This is a genomic window from Aeromonas sp. Y311-2, assembly GCF_027706025.1.
In the GTDB taxonomy this organism is placed as follows: Bacteria; Pseudomonadota; Gammaproteobacteria; order Enterobacterales; family Aeromonadaceae; genus Aeromonas; species Aeromonas veronii.
On the sequence record NZ_JAPDCL010000006.1, the window covers coordinates 113,110 to 129,054 of the forward strand.

Below are 15,945 nucleotides of genomic sequence, written 5' to 3' on the forward strand. Positions count from 1 at the left end.
TCACTGACCGGTGCCTGGCTTGTTGATGACCCACTTGTTAACATCGACCCTTTATCTCGCAACAGGAGTCTTGCATACCCCCTATGATCAAGCTGCCACACCCCAGGCTCCATCAACTGCTGATCCAGCTCCACGCCGAACCGCTGCCACAGGAGGAGCTGGCTCGCCGCCTCAATGTCTCCACCCGCACGGTGCGCACCGATGTGGCGACCCTCAACGAACTGATTGCCACCCACGGCGCTCACCTGATCCACCAGCGTGGCAGCGGCTACCAGCTGAAAATCTACAATCAGGGACTGTTCGAGGCTCTGCTGGCGGCCCAGGGTCAGGATAGCGGCCTGCCACGCACCAGCCGGGAGCGGGTGCTGCACCTTCAGATCCTGCTATTGACGGCAGAGCAGGGGATCAAGCTCGATGAGCTGGCTGATACCTGGTATCTGAGCCGGGCGGCACTGCAAGGGGATATGGCGGAAGTCCGTGAGCAACTCAGCCACTTCAGGCTCAGCGTCGAGAGCAAACCCCGCCTGGGGATGCGCATTCAGGGGGAGGAGACGGCGATCCGAGCCTGTCTGACCCAACTGCTCTATCAGGAGTTGCTGCACAACAACCAGTTGCAAACCCTGTTGCCCAACCTTTGCCCCAGCAAGACGATGGAGGTAGTGGGCAATCACATCCATGCCCAGCTTGCCCGACATCAGCTGCGTCTCGCTGACGAGAGCCTGCAGCAGCTCACCATCTACTGCGCCGTTGCCCTGCTGCGTCAGGCATCCGGTCACGAGTTGCGCCACTTCGCCAGCGAGGATCTGACTCTGCCGCTGCTGGCAGTATCTCGCGATATATATGCGGTATTGCCAACCCTGACGCCCCCCGTAGAGGACGAGATCGCCGGTCTCGCCATCCAGATCCAGGCGCGCCTGATTGCCGATACTCCCCAGCTCAGCCCGGCGATGGCCGCCGAGAGCGAACAGCTGGTGGAGCATCTGCTGACCTACATTCATCAACACTACCCTTACGACCTACGAGGCGACCAACAGCTGCGAGCCGACCTGCAAACCCATATCAGCGCCATGCTGCTACGGGTCAAATACCAGATTGGCAACCACAACCCGCTGGCCGATCACATCAAGCAGTACTACCCCCTCGCCTACGACATCACGCTGGCGGCCATTTCGGAGTGGATCAAGCAGACCCCCTACCGACTGACCCACCACGAGATCGGCTATCTGGTGATCCATATCGGGGTCGGGCTGGAGCGCCATTACGATATCGGCTATACCCGCCGCCCGCAGGCGCTATTGCTTTGCGATGCGGGCAACGCCACCTTCCGGGTGCTGGAAGCACGTATCAAGCGGGAGTATCCCCAGTTGCAGCTGACCACGCTTGAATCGGTGCGGGATTACGAAGGACTGGCGCAGATCGCGCAGGACTTTGTCATCAGTACCGTCAAGGTGAACGAAAAAAACGCCCCCGTGGTACTCGTTGCCCCCTTCCCGACCCAATACCAGCTGGAGCAGCTTGGCAAGCTGGTGCTGATCGACCGCACCCGCCCCTACATGCTCGACAAATATTTCGATGCCGACCACTTCATGGTGGTCAAAGAACCCCTTACCCAGGCCGAACTGTTTGCCCGTATCTGTGATCAGCTGGAGGCGGAAGATCTGGTGGAGAGCGGCTTCAGAGCCTCACTGCAGGAGCGGGAGCGGATCGTATCCACCATGCTGGGAGAAGGGATCGCCCTGCCCCACTCCCTCGGTCTGCTGGCGCGCCGCACTCTGGTTTACACCGTACAGGCCCCGCAGGGGATCGACTGGGGCAACGGAGAAATCGCGACGCTCATCTTCGTGCTGGCCATCAGCAAGGCCGACTACGAGGAGGCGATGGGTCTCTACGACCTGTTTCTGGCACTGATGAACGAAAAAGCCAGCAGGAATTTGCTGGCTTGTCGCGATTTTGCCAGCTTCAAAGCGCTGGCGCGTACCGGTTCATAACATAAAACGAGGAGTGACTACTCCTCATTGAAGCCGGAGGTGAACAGCTCCACCACGGCGGCCAGGGCCTCGACCTCTTCGGGACCCTCAACCTGTACTTCCACCTGCCGCCCTTGCGCGGAATCCAGCATCAGCAGGCCGATGATACTGTCAGCATCGGCCTCCACACCATCTTCATTGCGCAGCAGCACGTGGGCATCGAAACCCTGCACCAGCTCGAACAGCATCATGGCTGGTCTGGCATGAATACCCAGCTTGTTTTTCACTTCAACCGAGGCGGAAACAGTCATCGGGTCGTCCTATTGGTCCGTCAGGATTGGGGGGCACTCTTGTCGAGAGTGCGGTGGCGGATCTGCACGTTCTTGCCAAGCAAACGGAATGCACTCGCAAGCCGCTCTGCAATAAAGACCGAGCGGTGCTGACCGCCGGTGCAACCGATGCCGACCGTGAGGTAGCTGCGATTGTTACGCTCCAGATGGGGCAACCATGTCACCAGCATGTTTTCGATCTGCTGGGTAAACAGCATCACATCGGCCTGCGCCGAGAGGTAGTTGGCAACCGGCTCATCCTTGCCGGTGAACGGCTTGAGCTCGGGGATCCAGTGCGGGTTAGGCAGGAAGCGGGCATCGAACACGAAGTCGGCATCCTTGGGAATGCCGTACTTGAAGCCGAACGACTCGAACACCAGCACCAGCTCGTTCTCTTTCTTGCCGAGTACCCGGGTCTTGATGAGCTCGCTCAGGTCGTGAATGCTGAGGGAGGTGGTGTCGATGCGCAGGTCAGCGGTCGAGGAGATGGGCGCCAGCAGGTGGGTCTCCTCCCGAATCGCCTCATCCAGCGACAGCTTGTTGCGTGAGAGGGGGTGCAAACGGCGGCTCTCGCCATAGCGCTTGAGCAGGGTGCCGTTGTCGGCGTCGAAGAAGAAGCTGGAGAACTCTACCCGCCCCTCATTGCGCACCTGTGCCAGCAGATTTTCCAGTTTCTCAGGATCGCTCGGCAGGTTGCGCACATCGATGCTGACCGCCAGCTTGTCGTACTGGCTCTCCACCGAGACAATAAGCTGGGGCAGCAGATTGACCGGCAGGTTGTCCACACAGTAGTAACCCAGATCTTCCAGCACTCGCAGGGCTACCGTTTTACCGGAGCCCGAACGTCCACTTACCACGATTAACTGCATCTTGTTCCCTCACGCCAAAACGGGTGTCTCATCCTTGGCCTGCTGTCAGGCCGAGGTCATGATCTGATAGAGCTCTTCGTCGCTGGTTGCCTGACGCAACTGGCGACAAACCGCCTTGTCACCCAGCTTGGAAGCCATCAGAGAAAGGGTCTTGAGATGCTGCTTGCACTCGCTTTCCGGCACCAGCAAGGCAAACAGCAGGTCAACCGGTTGATTGTCGATGGAGTCGAAAGGAATAGGGTCGGCAAAGGTCATCAGGATCGCGGTTGGCGGGAATTCATCGTCAATGCGACCGTGGGGGATCGCAATACCGGCACCGATCCCGGTACTACCCATTTTTTCGCGGGCCAGCAAGCATTCAAACAGCGCCTGACGGGAGGTGCCAAGGCGTTCGGCGGCCAGCTCGCTGATGATTTCGAGGGCGCGTTTCTTGCTGGTACAAGGGACTGCACTCTTGGTGCAGTCCCGACTCAGTATGTGTTCAAGTTGCATGGTTATTTTTTATTTAACTTATCTTTGTGCTTGATGATCTGCCTGTCCAGCTTGTCGAGCAAGGTGTCTATCGCAGCATACATATCGGCATGTTCAGAGTTGGCAAACACTTCGCCACCGCTGACGTGCAATTTGGCTTCCGCTATCTGGTTCAGTTTTTCCACGCTAAGCACCACATGAACATTGTTGATGTGGTCGAAGTGACGCTCGAGTTTGGCAAATTTGTTATTCACATAATCACGTAGAGCTTCGGTGATCTCGACATGGTGTCCGGTCAGGTTAATTTGCATAACATCATCCTTTTGTTTGCCTAAACCAGGCGTTTGCGCTGATTGGAAGGTGGGATAAACAAGGATTCGCGATACTTAGCGATCGTGCGTCTCGCCACCATAATACCCTGTTCGGCCAGCAAATCCGCGATCTTGCTATCACTTAACGGCTTGGCAGGATTCTCTGCCGTGACCAGCTTCTTGATGAGCGCGCGAATTGCGGTCGATGAGCACTCTCCTCCTCCTTCGGTGTTCACATGGCTGGAGAAAAAAAACTTCAATTCGAAGATACCACGGGGGGTATGCATGTACTTCTGGGTCGTCACCCGGGAGATGGTCGACTCATGCATCTCTACCGCTTCGGCGATGTCATTGAGCACCATCGGCTTCATCGCCTCTTCACCATACTCGAAAAAGCCCTGTTGCTGCTCGACAATGCAACTGGCCACTTTCAGCAGGGTGTCATTGCGACTTTCCAGGCTCTTGATGAACCACTTGGCTTCCTGCAAATGGGAGCGAATAAACTGGGTGTCGGTGCTGCTGCGGGCGTTACGTGCCATGGCGGCATAGGTCTCGTTGACCCGGATGCGGGGGGCGGAGTCGGGATTGAGCTCGACCACCCACTTGCTGCCCTTCTTGACCACGGAGACGTCGGGGATCACGTACTGGGAATCGCTCTGGATGATGCCGTTACCGGGACGCGGCTCCAGCAGCTGGATCAGATCCAGCACCTCCTTGAGGTCGCTCTCTTTGAGTTTTGTCTTGCGGGCGAGGGTGCGGTAATCCCGGTTGCCGAGCAGCTCCATGTGCTCGAGGATCACCTCCTTGGCCTCGTTGAGCCAGGGGGTCTGCGGGTCATACTGATCCAGCTGGATCAGCAAACACTCCTGCACAGAACGTGCAGCAATGCCGACCGGATCGAAGTGCTGCACCCGCTTGAGTACCGCCTCGACCTCATCGAGTTCCACCTCTACGTCATCGCTGGTGACGGCAGCCTGAATATCCTCCAGCGCAACGGTCAGATAACCGGATTCGTCGATGGCATCGATGATGGCGAGCGCGATGGCGGCATCCACATCGCTGAAAGGTGTGAGCCGCATCTGCCACAGCAGATAATCCTGCAGGTTTTCGGTAGTTTCACCCTGATAGACGCTATCTTCCCCATCGTGGATGGGGCCCGCACTTTGGGCAGTGCCGGCAGAGTAAACCTCGTCCCAGGTGGTATCCACCGGTAACTCGTCCGGCATCTGCTCCTGAGCCATGGCATCGCTGGAATCCAGCTGGCTGGCATCGACCGGCGCTTCCGGACTGGTCTCTTGCGCCTCGCTCTCTTCCTGCTCCAGCAGAGGGTTGTTTTCGAGCGCTTGCTGAATTTCCTGCTGAAGTTCCAGAGTGGAGAGCTGGAGCAGACGAATCGCTTGTTGTAATTGCGGCGTCATGGTCAGGGACTGACCGAGACGCAACTGTAATGTCGGCTTCATCTACGTCGGGATATCCTTATGTTCAGCGAGGCACTCGTCAAAGGAAATGAAGGCATGCCCCCTTACTATAGACTGAATTGATCGCCCAAATAGACGCGCTTGACCTGCTCATCGGCAAGGATGTCAGCCGGTGCACCTTCGGCAATCATCTTGCCGTGGCTGACGATATAGGCCTTCTCACATACGTCCAGAGTCTCTCTGACGTTGTGGTCGGTAATCAAGACGCCAAGGCCTCTATCTTTCAGATGCTGAATGATCTTCTTGATGTCTATCACAGAAATCGGGTCAACCCCTGCAAAGGGTTCATCCAGCAGAATAAAACGCGGCTCGGCCGCCAGCGCACGGGCGATCTCGACCCGACGGCGTTCACCGCCGGAGAGGCTCTGACCCAGGTTGTCGCGAATGTGGGTGATATTGAACTCTTCCAGCAGTTGCTGAACCTTGTCCTCACGCTCCTCACGACTCAACCCCTTGCGGGTCTGCATCACGCCCATCAGGTTGTCGAACACCGACAGGCGACGGAAGATGGAGGCCTCCTGCGGCAGGTAACCGATGCCATTGCGCGCCCGCACATGCATGGGCTGCAGGCTGATGTCCTGATCGTCGATGGTGATGAGACCGGCATCGCGCTGCACCAGCCCCACGATCATGTAGAAGGAGGTGGTCTTGCCCGCCCCGTTGGGGCCGAGCAGGCCGACAATCTGGCCGGTGCCTACTTCAAGACTGACGTCACTCACCACCATGCGGCGCTTGTAGCTCTTCTGCAGGCCCACTGCTTTTAACACTGCCATGGCTTATTTTCCCTGCTTCTTCTGGTCGGCGGGCTTGTCGAAATTCTCTACCTGATCCGGCAGGAACACGGTTTTGACCCGCTGGCTCGGGCTCTTGCTCTCGGCAATCATCTTCTGTTTGACGATGTCGTAGCGGATCAGATCGCCATTGACCTGGCTATCTTCCTGCTTGAGCTGACCGTTGCCGGTGATGGTCACCAGCCGGTTCTTCAGCTCGTAGCGGATAGTGTTGCCGTGGGCATTGACCGGCTTGCCGTTATCCAGGATCTGGAAGAAGGTGGCGGGCTTGCCGTAGGCAGTCATCACCTCGGCCCCTTTCTCGCCGGAACGGGTCACTACCACCTTGTCAGCTTTGATCCGGATGGTGCCCTGATTGATGGTCACATCCTCTTCGAAGGTGATGCGGTTGTCCTGCATCTCGGCCACCTGTTTGACGGCATCGACGTAGACCTTCTCGGCAAAGTCGGACTCTTTGGCGGTCACCGCACCACACAACAACAGGGCTGCGAGGGCCAGATTAGCGTTTTTCATTGAAATAGATGGCATGGCCTTGATCCAGTAACTCAAAATATTTGCGGTCCAGATGGCCCTTGAGGCCAACCCCTTGGGTCTGGAAATCCCGACCCAGAATGTTCACTTCCCGGTTGCTGCGCACATCCTGTGTCACCAGATCCAGCTCCATATAAGGGGTATCCAGTGTGGAGATAAAGGAGGTGGGCAGCAGACCATCCAGATGCACCTTGTCCCGCAGGATGACGTTGTCGCCGGTGTTGAGCACGCCGGTTTCGGCGGTCACCTTCCACTCGGCAGCACCCTGAGCGTCATACATGTAGACCACCGGCTTGTCGAAGGTGGCCTGCTCGAGGATTTGATAATACTCGGCGTAGGTCGACTCCAGCCGCTCGGTGCGCTTGCCGTTGATATCAAAACGGGTGGTCACCAGATCTTTGGCGACAAAATCCGGCTGATAGTTTTCGATTTTGACGGCGCTCTCAGGCACCAGCTCAACCTTGCCCAGCTGCCAGGCAACCAGTGCAACCAGAAACAGCAGGGCAAACAACAGGGTCTGTCTGCTCATACCGAGGCCTCGGGCTGATAATCGTCATGGCCCTGCGCCTGCAAAATGAGGTCACACACCTCACGCACCGCGCCCATGCCACCGCCAAGCCGGGTCACCATATCGGCACGGCTCAGCACCAGCGGATGGGCATCGGCCACCGCGATACCCAAGCCGCAGGCGGCCATCACCGGCAGATCGATGGTGTCATCGCCCATATAGGCAGCCTGCTCCGGGCTCAGCCCCAGCTTGGCCAGCAGCGCTTCGAAGTGAGGCAGCTTTTTATCAGCCCCCTGCACCACATGAGCCACACCCAGGCTTTTCATCCGATCGCTGACGATACGGGAGTTGCGCCCTGTGATGATGGCGATCTCGATCCCGGCATTGAGCAGCGCTCGCATGCCCGCACCATCGCGGGTACAGAAGGTTTTCAGCTCTTCGCCGTTGTTTCCCATGTAGATGAGGCCGTTGGAGAGCACCCCGTCCACATCGCACACCAGCAGGCGGATTTGCGCCGCCTTGTCGAACTGGCTGCGCGTCACCGGACCATAGAGGGTCGGTACGTTTTGCATCAAATTACTCCGGCTTTCAGCAGGTCGTGCATGTTGAAGGCGCCGAGCGGGCGTTTCTCTTCATCCACGACCAGTAATCCGTTGATTTTTCTCGTTTCCATCAGCTTGACGGCTTCCGCAGCCATCATCTCTGGACCTACGGTAACACAGTTGGCCGTCATCACACGGCTGATGGGGGTGTGATGGATATCGATCTGCTGGTCGAGAATGCGGCGCAGGTCGCCGTCGGTAAAGAGCCCGGCCAGCAGGCCATTGCCATCGACCACCGCCGTCATACCAAGCCCCTTGCGGCTCACTTCCAGCAGCGCCTGGCTGATGGTGGCATCTATCCCCACCCGGGGCAACAGCTCACCGCTGTGCATCAGATCGCCGACCCGCAGCAACAGACGCTTGCCAAGGGAACCGCCCGGGTGAGAGAGGGCGAAGTCATCGGCGGTAAAACCGCGCGCTTCCAGCAGAGCCACTGCCAGGGCATCGCCCATGACTAAGGTTGCCGTGGTGCTGGAAGTGGGTGCCAGACCCAGCGGGCAGGCCTCTTTCTCTACCTTGATGCACAGATGCACGTTGGCCTCTTTGGCCATGGTGGAGGCGGGATTGCCGGTCATGCAGATGAGCGGAATGCCGCGGCGCTTGAGTACCGGCAGCAGGGCCAGGATTTCGTCACTCTCGCCGGAGTTGGAGATGGCGATGATAAGGTCGCCGCTGGAGATCATCCCCAGATCACCGTGACTCGCTTCTCCCGGATGAAGGAAGAAGGCCGGTGTGCCGGTGCTGGCGAGGGTGGCGGCGATCTTGCTGCCGATATGGCCCGATTTGCCCATGCCGGTGACCACTATCTTGCCACCGCAGCGCAGTACCATTTCGCACGCCTTGTCGAAGGCGTCATTCAGATACTGATAGAGTCCATCAATGGCTTGCTTTTCTGTGTCCAGCACCGCGCGGGCACTGCGACGAAAATCGAACAGTTCAGACACTTTCTCAGGCTTTACAGACATAAAGACACAGCTCCGGGCCGAAATTAGCTGCGGGATTATAAAAAAGTCTGCCCGGATAAGCGAATCGGATGGCAAGTCCCGCTCTCGATGACGCACTTTGTTACAGAAAACTGTCGTGCAAATGGGCTTGCAGCCTGTTCAATAGTTGTTCCTTGCTGTTGCTTAGACCTAGACTACCCCATAAAATTCGCACCTCATTTACACCGGATGGACAATTGTTTGAACAATGACCTGATCACCATCTCCGACCTGACCTTCAGTCACGGAGATCGGCTGTTGTATGACGGGATCAACCTGACCATTCCTCGTGGCAAGGTAACCGCCGTCATGGGCCCGAGCGGCATCGGTAAAACCACCCTGCTGCGGCTGATCGGTGGCCAGCTCAAGCCGGAGTCCGGTCACATTCTGTTTGACGGGGAAGATATCCCCACCCTCTCCCGATCGCGCCTCTATGAAGTGCGCAAGCGGATGAGCATGCTGTTCCAGAGCGGCGCCCTGTTTACCGGCATGACGGTCTACGACAACGTGGCCTTCCCGCTGCGGGAACACTCCGGCCTGTCGGAGGAGCTGATCCACACCATCGTCATGATGAAGCTGCAGGCGGTGGGCTTGCGCGGCGCAGCAAAACTGATGCCCTCCGAGCTCTCCGGCGGCATGGCGCGCCGGGCGGCGCTGGCACGGGCCATCGCCCTTGACCCCGACCTCATCATGTATGACGAGCCGTTCGTCGGGCAGGATCCCATCACCATGGCGGTGCTGGTCAAGCTGATCAAGGAGCTGAACGATGCCCTCGGCATCACCTCCGTCATCGTCACCCACGATGTGAAAGAGGTGCTGAGCATCGCCGATTACGCCTACATCATCGCCAATCGCAAGGTGGTGGCGCACGGCACACCGGATCAGCTGCGCGAGGAGCACAATCCCGAAGTCGAGCAGTTCCTCAAAGGATTGCCCGATGGTCCTGTTCCGTTTCATTTTCCGGCAGGCGATCTGCTACAGGATCTCTGATGTTGATAAGTCAAATAAGCAAGCTGGGGCGGGTCGGGGTGCGGTTTATCAGCTCCGTCGGTCGCGCCACCATCATGTTGTTCCATGCGCTGGCGGGCAAACCCGAGCCGCGCAAGCACTTCCCGCTGCTTGTCCAGCAGCTCTATGTGGTGGGTGTGCAGTCGGTGGCCATCATTCTGGTCTCAGGCCTGTTCATCGGCATGGTGCTCTCGCTGCAGGGTTACAACGTATTGAAGGATTTCGGCGCCGAGCAGAGTCTGGGACCGCTGGTCTCCCTCTCCCTGCTGCGGGAGCTGGGTCCTGTGGTCACGGCGCTGCTGTTTGCCGGCCGTGCCGGTTCGGCCCTGACCGCTGAAATTGGCCTGATGAAGGCCACCGAGCAGCTTTCAAGCCTCGAGATGATGGCGGTCGACCCGCTGCGCCGGGTGGTCGCCCCCCGCTTCTGGGCTGGCGTCATCAGCATGCCGCTGCTGGCCTTTATGTTCAGCCTGATCGGCATCTTCGGCGGCAAGCTGGTCGGCGTGGACTGGCTCGGCGTGGACGAAGGGGGCTTCTGGTCTGCCATGCAGGCCTCCGTCGACTGGCATGAAGACATCATGCAGGGCGCCATCAAGAGCCTGATTTTCGCCCTGGTGGTCACCTGGATTGCGCTCTTTAACGGCTATGATGCCAAGCCGACCTCGGCCGGGATCAGTCAGGCCACGACCCGAACTGTGGTCCACTCATCCCTCGCCGTGCTCGGCCTGGATTTTATACTCACTGCAGTCATGTTTGGATAAGGTAAAGATGAAGTTCAGCAAAGTAGAATTCCTGGTCGGCACCTTCATGCTGGCTGGCATCGGTGCCATTCTGGCACTGGCCCTGCAAGTGGCCGGTTTGAGCTTCAAACCGGAAGGAGAAACCTATACCCTGCGCGCGCATTTCGATAATATCGGCGGCCTGAAAGTCCGTTCGCCGGTCAAGGTCGGCGGCGTGGTGGTCGGTCGGGTCAGCGACATCGTACTGGACCCGAAAACCCAGGTGCCCGAAGTGACCCTGATGATGCAAAAGAGCGCTGGCGAGTTCGCCGATACCAGCTCCCTCTCCATCCTCACCTCCGGTCTGCTCGGCGAGCAGTACATCGGTCTGGCCCCCGGCTTCAGCGATGAGGAGATGGGCACCGAGATGCTCAAGGATGGCGACCTGATTGAAGACACCAAATCCGCCATCGTGCTGGAAGATCTGATTGGCAAGTTCCTCTACAGCCAATCCTCCGACAGCAAATCAGACAGCAAGAAGGAGTAATCATGTTCAAGAAAATCGCCCTGCTGCTGGGTCTGATGACCAGCATGCTCTTTTCCCTGTCTGCCCAGGCCGCAGTCGATGCCACCGACCCCAACGCGCTGGTGGATCAGGCTGCCAAGCAGACCTTTGCCCGCCTGAAAGCCGATCAGGCCCAAGTGAAGAGCAATCCGGATCACCTGCGGGTGATCATCCGCGAAGAGCTGCTGCCCTATGTGGACAACCGCTTCGCCGCCTACAAGGTGCTTGGCAACCAGATTAAAGAGACTACCGAAGCGCAGCGCAATGCCTTCGTCGAGGTGTTCACCGAGTACATGGTGAGCTCCTACGCCGATGCGCTGGCCCATTTTGACAAGCAGACCGTCAAGGTCGAGCCGGGCAAAGCCCCCAGCGGCAACATCACCGCCGTCAACGTCAGCGTGAAAGAGGCCGGCAAGCCGGACATCTTCCTCGAGTTCAAACTGCGCAAGAACAACAAGACCGGCGAGTGGAAAGCCTTTGATATGGTGGCCGAGGGGATCAGCCTGCTCTCCGCCAAACAGAGCGAGCTGGGCGGCCTCATTCGCCAGAACGGCATTGATGCGGTGATCGCCCAGTTGCGCGAACACAACGCCAAGCCGCTGGTACTCAAACCATGACCCTCAGCGGTGAGCTGCAGGCGCCACAGGTCAATGACCTGTGGCAACGCCGCGCCGAATGGTGGCAGGACGACCAGCTCGAGCTCGGCGGCGTCACCACCCTCGACTCTGCCGGACTGGCCCTGCTGGTCAAATGGGCCAAAGCCGTATTAGCGCGAGGCGCCACACCGCAACTGGTGGGCGCCTCCAGTGATTTCTATACCCTGGCCAACCTCTACGGGGTGGCCGGGCTGTTTCAGTCAACCCCGCTCACAACTGAGGACGCATAATGCAAGTCTCTGAAATTGAAGCGATACTCCTTGAGGCTCTGCCATTGTCCGAAGTCCATGTCAAAGGGGACGGTAGTCACTACCAAGTGATCGCCGTCGGTGACATGTTTGACGGCATGAGCCGGGTCAAGAAGCAGCAGGCCATCTATGCCCCGCTGATGGACAAGATCGCCAGCAACGCCATTCACGCCCTCTCCATCAAGGCGTTCACCGACGCCGAGTGGAAACGCGAACGTAAATTCCTATTGCCCTCCTGATTTGGTAACGAAGTAAAAATGGACAAATTCAAAATCGATGGTCGTTGTACTCTCAACGGCGAAGTGACCATCTCCGGCGCCAAAAACGCCGCGCTGCCGATCCTGTTCGCAACCCTGCTCTGTGATGAAGAGGTTCACCTCTCCAACGTGCCGCGCCTGAAAGATGTGGGCACCACCATCAAGCTGCTGGAAATGCTGGGCGCGACCACCAAGGTCAACGGCAACGTCACAGTGCTGACCGGTGCGGTGAACAACCACGTCGCCCCCTACGAGCTGGTGAAAACCATGCGCGCCTCCATTCTGGCGCTGGGCCCGCTGGCCGCCCGTTTCGGTGCTGCTGATGTCTCCCTGCCCGGCGGCTGCGCCATCGGTGCCCGTCCGGTCAACCTGCACGTCCACGGCCTGGAGCTGATGGGTGCCAAGATCACCATCGAAGATGGTTACATCAAGGCCCGTGTCGATGGCCGCCTGAAAGGCGCCCACATCTTGATGGATATGGTCTCCGTGACCGGCACCGAAAACCTGATGATGGCCGCCACCCTGGCTGATGGCCGCACTGTGATCGAAAACGCCGCGCGCGAGCCGGAAGTAGTCGATCTGGCCAACTTCCTCAATACTCTGGGCGCCAAGATCCAGGGCGCGGGCACCGATACCCTGACCATCGACGGTGTCGAGCGTCTGCACGGCGGCAACTACAGCGTGCAGCCTGACCGCATCGAAACCGGGACCTTCCTGGTGGGCGCAGCGGTCACCGGCGGCAAGATCACCTGCCGCAAGACCGACCCGACCCTGCTGGAAGCGGTACTGGTCAAGCTGGAAGAGGCTGGCGCCCTGATTGAGAAGGGTCAAGACTGGATCACCCTCGACATGACTGGCCGCACGCTCAAGCCGGTCACCATCAAGACTGCCCCCTACCCGGCCTTCCCGACCGACATGCAGGCACAGTTCACCGTGCTGAACGCCGTCGCCAAAGGCACCGGCATGGTCACCGAGACCATCTTCGAGAACCGCTTCATGCACGTTCCCGAGCTGGTACGGATGGGCGCAGACATCGAACTGCAGGGCAACGTAGCCATCTGCCGTGACACCGAGCAACTCAAGGGTGCTCAGGTGATGGCGACCGATCTGCGCGCCTCCGCCAGTCTGGTACTGGCCGGCTTCGTGGCCGAAGGCTCCACCATCGTCGACCGTATCTATCACATCGACCGTGGCTACGAAGATATCGAGCAGAAGCTGCAGGGTCTGGGTGGCCGCATCGAGCGTATCAAGGGCTGATAGCCCCCTGATCGCTGGCCGATAAAAAGGCCCCCTCGCGTTGGCGAGGGGGCCTTTTTCATGGTTTCGGTTCTGTTGAAACCGGGATCAATGACCCGCCAGCTTCATATTTTCAACCAGCACCGAGCCAGTCTTGAGACTGGATCGTTCATCCTCGTCACGACCCACCGCCACGATATGGCTGAACATCTCGGCCAGATTGCCGGCGATGGTGATCTCCTCGACCGGATAGGCTATTTCGCCATTCTCGACCCAGAAACCGGCAGCGCCGCGGGAGTAGTCACCATTGACGATATTGACCCCCTGCCCCATCAACTCGGTCACCAGCAGACCGGTGCCCATCTCTTTCAGCATGCCTTGAAAATCCTGGCCAGTATTGGAGACCTGCCAGTTGTGAATACCACCGGCATGACCGGTGGTGGTCAAGCCCAGCTTGCGGGCGGAGTAGGAGGTGAGCAGCCAGCTCATCAGCTCGCCATTTCGGATGATATCCATGTCGCGGGTACGCACCCCTTCCCCATCGAACGGGGTACTGGCGAGCCCGCCCAGCAGGTGGGGGAACTCCTGAATAGTGAGCCACTCGGGCAGGATCTGCTTGCCCAATTTGTCGAGCAGGAAGCTCGACTTGCGATAGAGGTTGCCGCCGCTGATGGCCATCACCAGGTGGCCCCACAGGCCAGAGGCAGTGTCTGGGTGGAACAGCACAGGCGCGTGACGGGTAGAGATCTTGCGGGCGCCGAGGCGGGAGACGGTACGCTCAACGGCTTCGTCGGCAATGCGCTGCGGGCTCCAGAGTCCATCGAGGGTACGGCTGGAGGAGTAGCCGTAATCACGCTGCATGTCGCCATCCTGCTCGCCGATCAGCACACAGCTCAGAGAGTTGCGCGACGCCGCGTAGCCTTTGACGAAGCCATGGCTGTTGCCATAGACCTTGATGCCAAGATGGCTGGAGAAACCGGCACCGTCGGAGTGTTTGATGCGAGCATCGCGGCCCAGAGCGAGTCGCTCGCACTCGATGGCCAGTTCGATGCCGCGCTGGGGATCCAGTTCGATTTGGTGGCACAGTTGCAGATCGGGGGCATCCCAGGCCAGCAGCTCGGCGTCCGCCAGACCGGCGCAATCATCGGCCGAGGTGTGGCGGGCAATCTCGATGGCCGCTTCAACAGCGGCACGAATGGCGGGTTTGCTCAGATCGGTGGTCGAGGAGGATCCCTTGCAACCATCGCGATAGACGGCGATACCGAGGGCGCCATCCTTATTGAATTCAATGCTTTCCAGTTCACAACCCCGGGTGTTCACCGACAACCCGGTCTGCTTGCTGATGGAGACTTCGGCCAGCGAGGCGCCCAGTCCTTTGGCTATCTCCAGGGCTTCGGCAACCACGGCCTCGAGATGGGCTTGATCCTGGCGGATTTGGTCTTGCTGATCCATAACTCACATCTGTATGAAAGAAGGAAAGGGGGGTAAGCATATCAGACCCCTGCGCCCAGCGGGAGAAGCTGGTAACATATCCGCCAAACGTGAATGACAGGAATCAAGAGACCGATGAGTCAATATCAAGACGACAACGAGTTCGAAGACTGGGGCCCCAGCAAGAGCCAGCTCAAGCGCGATGCCGAAGCATTGCAGAAAATGGGGGAAGAGATCGTCTCCCTCAGCCACAGCGAGCTGGAAAAAATCCCGTTGGATGAAGAGCTTGCAGAAGCTGTCGAGCTGGGTCGCAAACTCAAGCCGAAGAAGGATGAGTCCTTCCGTCGCCATCTGCAGTTTATCGGCCGCCTGATGCGCAGCCGCGATATCGAGCCGATTGCCGAAGCGCTCTCCATCATCAAGAACCGTCACTCCACCGTGAATGCCCGCTTGCATCGCCTGGAGCAGTGGCGCGAGCGCCTGATCACCGAAGGTGACAGCGCCCTCAACGAACTGATGTCCCAGTTCCACGAGCTGGATCGCCAGAAGCTGCGCCAGCTGATCCGTTCCGCCAACAAGGAGCGGGAACTGAACAAGCCGCCGGTCGCCTACCGCGAGATGTACCAGTATCTGCGCGGCGAGATCGAAGACCTGCTGTGATCCCCGAAACACGCCTCCCCTTGCGGAGGCGTGCTTCTATTGATGCCTTTTTCTCTCCACATCCCCCCGCCATCCCTGCGCGTTTAATATATCCACCATTTTGCTACCCCAGCCATAACGGCCCATCTCAACAACCCTGTTAAATCGCCGCTTCAGAGCAGACCAAAACAGACGCGTTAACAATTTGGTATCATTTTGTTTGACATATTGAACGGCCTTGGCAGACTGAAGAGAGGATCCAGGCTGTCGCTGCCCAGGCTGACCAACGATTCTGCCACCCGGCCCGACGCGGGATCCCATGACCATGTCTTGAGGCATGCCCTTG

At 58.6% G+C, this 15,945-nt stretch carries 20 protein-coding genes; 9 read left to right on the top strand and 11 right to left on the bottom strand.

Annotated elements, in window-relative coordinates; all coding sequences use genetic code 11:
* Positions 1-83 precede the first annotated feature (83 nt).
* Entirely contained in the window at positions 84-1,988 is a 1,905-nt protein-coding gene (locus OKC42_RS08060) for a BglG family transcription antiterminator (RefSeq protein ID WP_270819426.1), read from the top strand.
* 17 nt (positions 1,989-2,005) lie between these two features.
* Here OKC42_RS08060 and npr read toward each other — a convergent pair whose 3' ends face one another.
* The 10 genes from npr to OKC42_RS08110 all read right to left on the bottom strand — a co-directional run bounded on the left by npr (position 2,006) and on the right by OKC42_RS08110 (position 8,822).
* Positions 2,006-2,278, bottom strand: coding sequence for a PTS phosphocarrier protein NPr (npr, locus tag OKC42_RS08065; RefSeq protein ID WP_005336318.1), 273 nt, complete (start codon positions 2,276-2,278; stop codon positions 2,006-2,008).
* Positions 2,279-2,298: 20 nt separating this feature from the next.
* Positions 2,299-3,165: an RNase adapter RapZ gene (gene rapZ, locus OKC42_RS08070; RefSeq protein WP_088868292.1), complete on the bottom strand. Its 867-nt coding sequence runs from the start codon at positions 3,163-3,165 to the stop codon at positions 2,299-2,301.
* A 45-nt stretch (positions 3,166-3,210) separates the two neighbouring features.
* On the bottom strand, positions 3,211-3,657 hold the full coding sequence (gene ptsN, locus OKC42_RS08075; RefSeq protein WP_005336322.1) for a PTS IIA-like nitrogen regulatory protein PtsN: 447 nt from the start codon (positions 3,655-3,657) through the stop codon (positions 3,211-3,213).
* Between the two features lie 2 nt (positions 3,658-3,659).
* Positions 3,660-3,947: a ribosome hibernation promoting factor gene (gene hpf, locus OKC42_RS08080; protein WP_005336323.1), complete on the bottom strand. Its 288-nt coding sequence runs from the start codon at positions 3,945-3,947 to the stop codon at positions 3,660-3,662.
* Positions 3,948-3,967: 20 nt separating this feature from the next.
* On the bottom strand, positions 3,968-5,407 hold the full coding sequence (locus OKC42_RS08085) for an RNA polymerase factor sigma-54 (RefSeq protein ID WP_005336331.1): 1,440 nt from the start codon (positions 5,405-5,407) through the stop codon (positions 3,968-3,970).
* A gap of 65 nt (positions 5,408-5,472) precedes the next feature.
* On the bottom strand, positions 5,473-6,198 hold the full coding sequence (gene lptB / locus OKC42_RS08090) for an LPS export ABC transporter ATP-binding protein (RefSeq protein ID WP_005336333.1): 726 nt from the start codon (positions 6,196-6,198) through the stop codon (positions 5,473-5,475).
* 3 nt (positions 6,199-6,201) lie between these two features.
* Complete coding sequence (gene lptA / locus OKC42_RS08095; RefSeq protein WP_040068817.1) at positions 6,202-6,729, bottom strand: lipopolysaccharide transport periplasmic protein LptA; 528 nt, start codon at positions 6,727-6,729, stop codon at positions 6,202-6,204.
* A complete protein-coding gene (gene lptC / locus OKC42_RS08100; protein ID WP_270819428.1) occupies positions 6,716-7,276 on the bottom strand; it encodes an LPS export ABC transporter periplasmic protein LptC in 561 nt (186 codons plus the stop codon). Before lptC ends, lptA begins: the two co-directional genes overlap by 14 nt.
* Positions 7,273-7,827, bottom strand: a complete 555-nt coding sequence (gene kdsC, locus OKC42_RS08105; protein ID WP_108542371.1) for a 3-deoxy-manno-octulosonate-8-phosphatase KdsC — start codon at positions 7,825-7,827, stop codon at positions 7,273-7,275. Before kdsC ends, lptC begins: the two co-directional genes overlap by 4 nt.
* Positions 7,827-8,822 (bottom strand): KpsF/GutQ family sugar-phosphate isomerase, encoded by a 996-nt coding sequence (locus tag OKC42_RS08110; RefSeq protein ID WP_058057518.1) that lies wholly within the window; start codon positions 8,820-8,822, stop codon positions 7,827-7,829. Before OKC42_RS08110 ends, kdsC begins: the two co-directional genes overlap by 1 nt.
* A gap of 207 nt (positions 8,823-9,029) precedes the next feature.
* Here OKC42_RS08110 and mlaF point away from each other — a divergent pair, with 207 nt between their 5' ends.
* From mlaF to murA, 7 genes are read left to right on the top strand one after another with little or no spacing between them, the layout of a single operon-like run.
* Positions 9,030-9,830, top strand: coding sequence for a phospholipid ABC transporter ATP-binding protein MlaF (gene mlaF / locus OKC42_RS08115; protein ID WP_270819430.1), 801 nt, complete (start codon positions 9,030-9,032; stop codon positions 9,828-9,830).
* Positions 9,830-10,609: a lipid asymmetry maintenance ABC transporter permease subunit MlaE gene (mlaE, locus tag OKC42_RS08120; RefSeq protein ID WP_005336345.1), complete on the top strand. Its 780-nt coding sequence runs from the start codon at positions 9,830-9,832 to the stop codon at positions 10,607-10,609. Before mlaF ends, mlaE begins: the two co-directional genes overlap by 1 nt.
* 7 nt (positions 10,610-10,616) lie before the next feature.
* On the top strand, positions 10,617-11,114 hold the full coding sequence (gene mlaD / locus OKC42_RS08125; RefSeq protein WP_005336348.1) for an outer membrane lipid asymmetry maintenance protein MlaD: 498 nt from the start codon (positions 10,617-10,619) through the stop codon (positions 11,112-11,114).
* A gap of 2 nt (positions 11,115-11,116) precedes the next feature.
* Positions 11,117-11,749: an MlaC/ttg2D family ABC transporter substrate-binding protein gene (locus OKC42_RS08130; RefSeq protein WP_005336350.1), complete on the top strand. Its 633-nt coding sequence runs from the start codon at positions 11,117-11,119 to the stop codon at positions 11,747-11,749.
* Positions 11,746-12,018, top strand: coding sequence for an STAS domain-containing protein (locus OKC42_RS08135; protein WP_005336352.1), 273 nt, complete (start codon positions 11,746-11,748; stop codon positions 12,016-12,018). Before OKC42_RS08130 ends, OKC42_RS08135 begins: the two co-directional genes overlap by 4 nt.
* Entirely contained in the window at positions 12,018-12,275 is a 258-nt protein-coding gene (gene ibaG / locus OKC42_RS08140) for a BolA family iron metabolism protein IbaG (protein WP_005306001.1), read from the top strand. Before OKC42_RS08135 ends, ibaG begins: the two co-directional genes overlap by 1 nt.
* 18 nt (positions 12,276-12,293) lie before the next feature.
* Positions 12,294-13,550 (top strand): UDP-N-acetylglucosamine 1-carboxyvinyltransferase, encoded by a 1,257-nt coding sequence (gene murA, locus OKC42_RS08145; RefSeq protein ID WP_111899806.1) that lies wholly within the window; start codon positions 12,294-12,296, stop codon positions 13,548-13,550.
* A gap of 87 nt (positions 13,551-13,637) precedes the next feature.
* Here murA and pmbA read toward each other — a convergent pair whose 3' ends face one another.
* Positions 13,638-14,981 carry a metalloprotease PmbA gene (gene pmbA, locus OKC42_RS08150; RefSeq protein WP_040068810.1) on the bottom strand — a complete coding sequence of 448 codons (1,344 nt, stop codon included), beginning with the start codon at positions 14,979-14,981 and terminating at the stop codon, positions 13,638-13,640.
* A 114-nt stretch (positions 14,982-15,095) separates the two neighbouring features.
* Here pmbA and yjgA point away from each other — a divergent pair, with 114 nt between their 5' ends.
* Complete coding sequence (yjgA, locus tag OKC42_RS08155) at positions 15,096-15,620, top strand: ribosome biogenesis factor YjgA (RefSeq protein ID WP_005336359.1); 525 nt, start codon at positions 15,096-15,098, stop codon at positions 15,618-15,620.
* Positions 15,621-15,945: the final 325 nt, after the last annotated feature.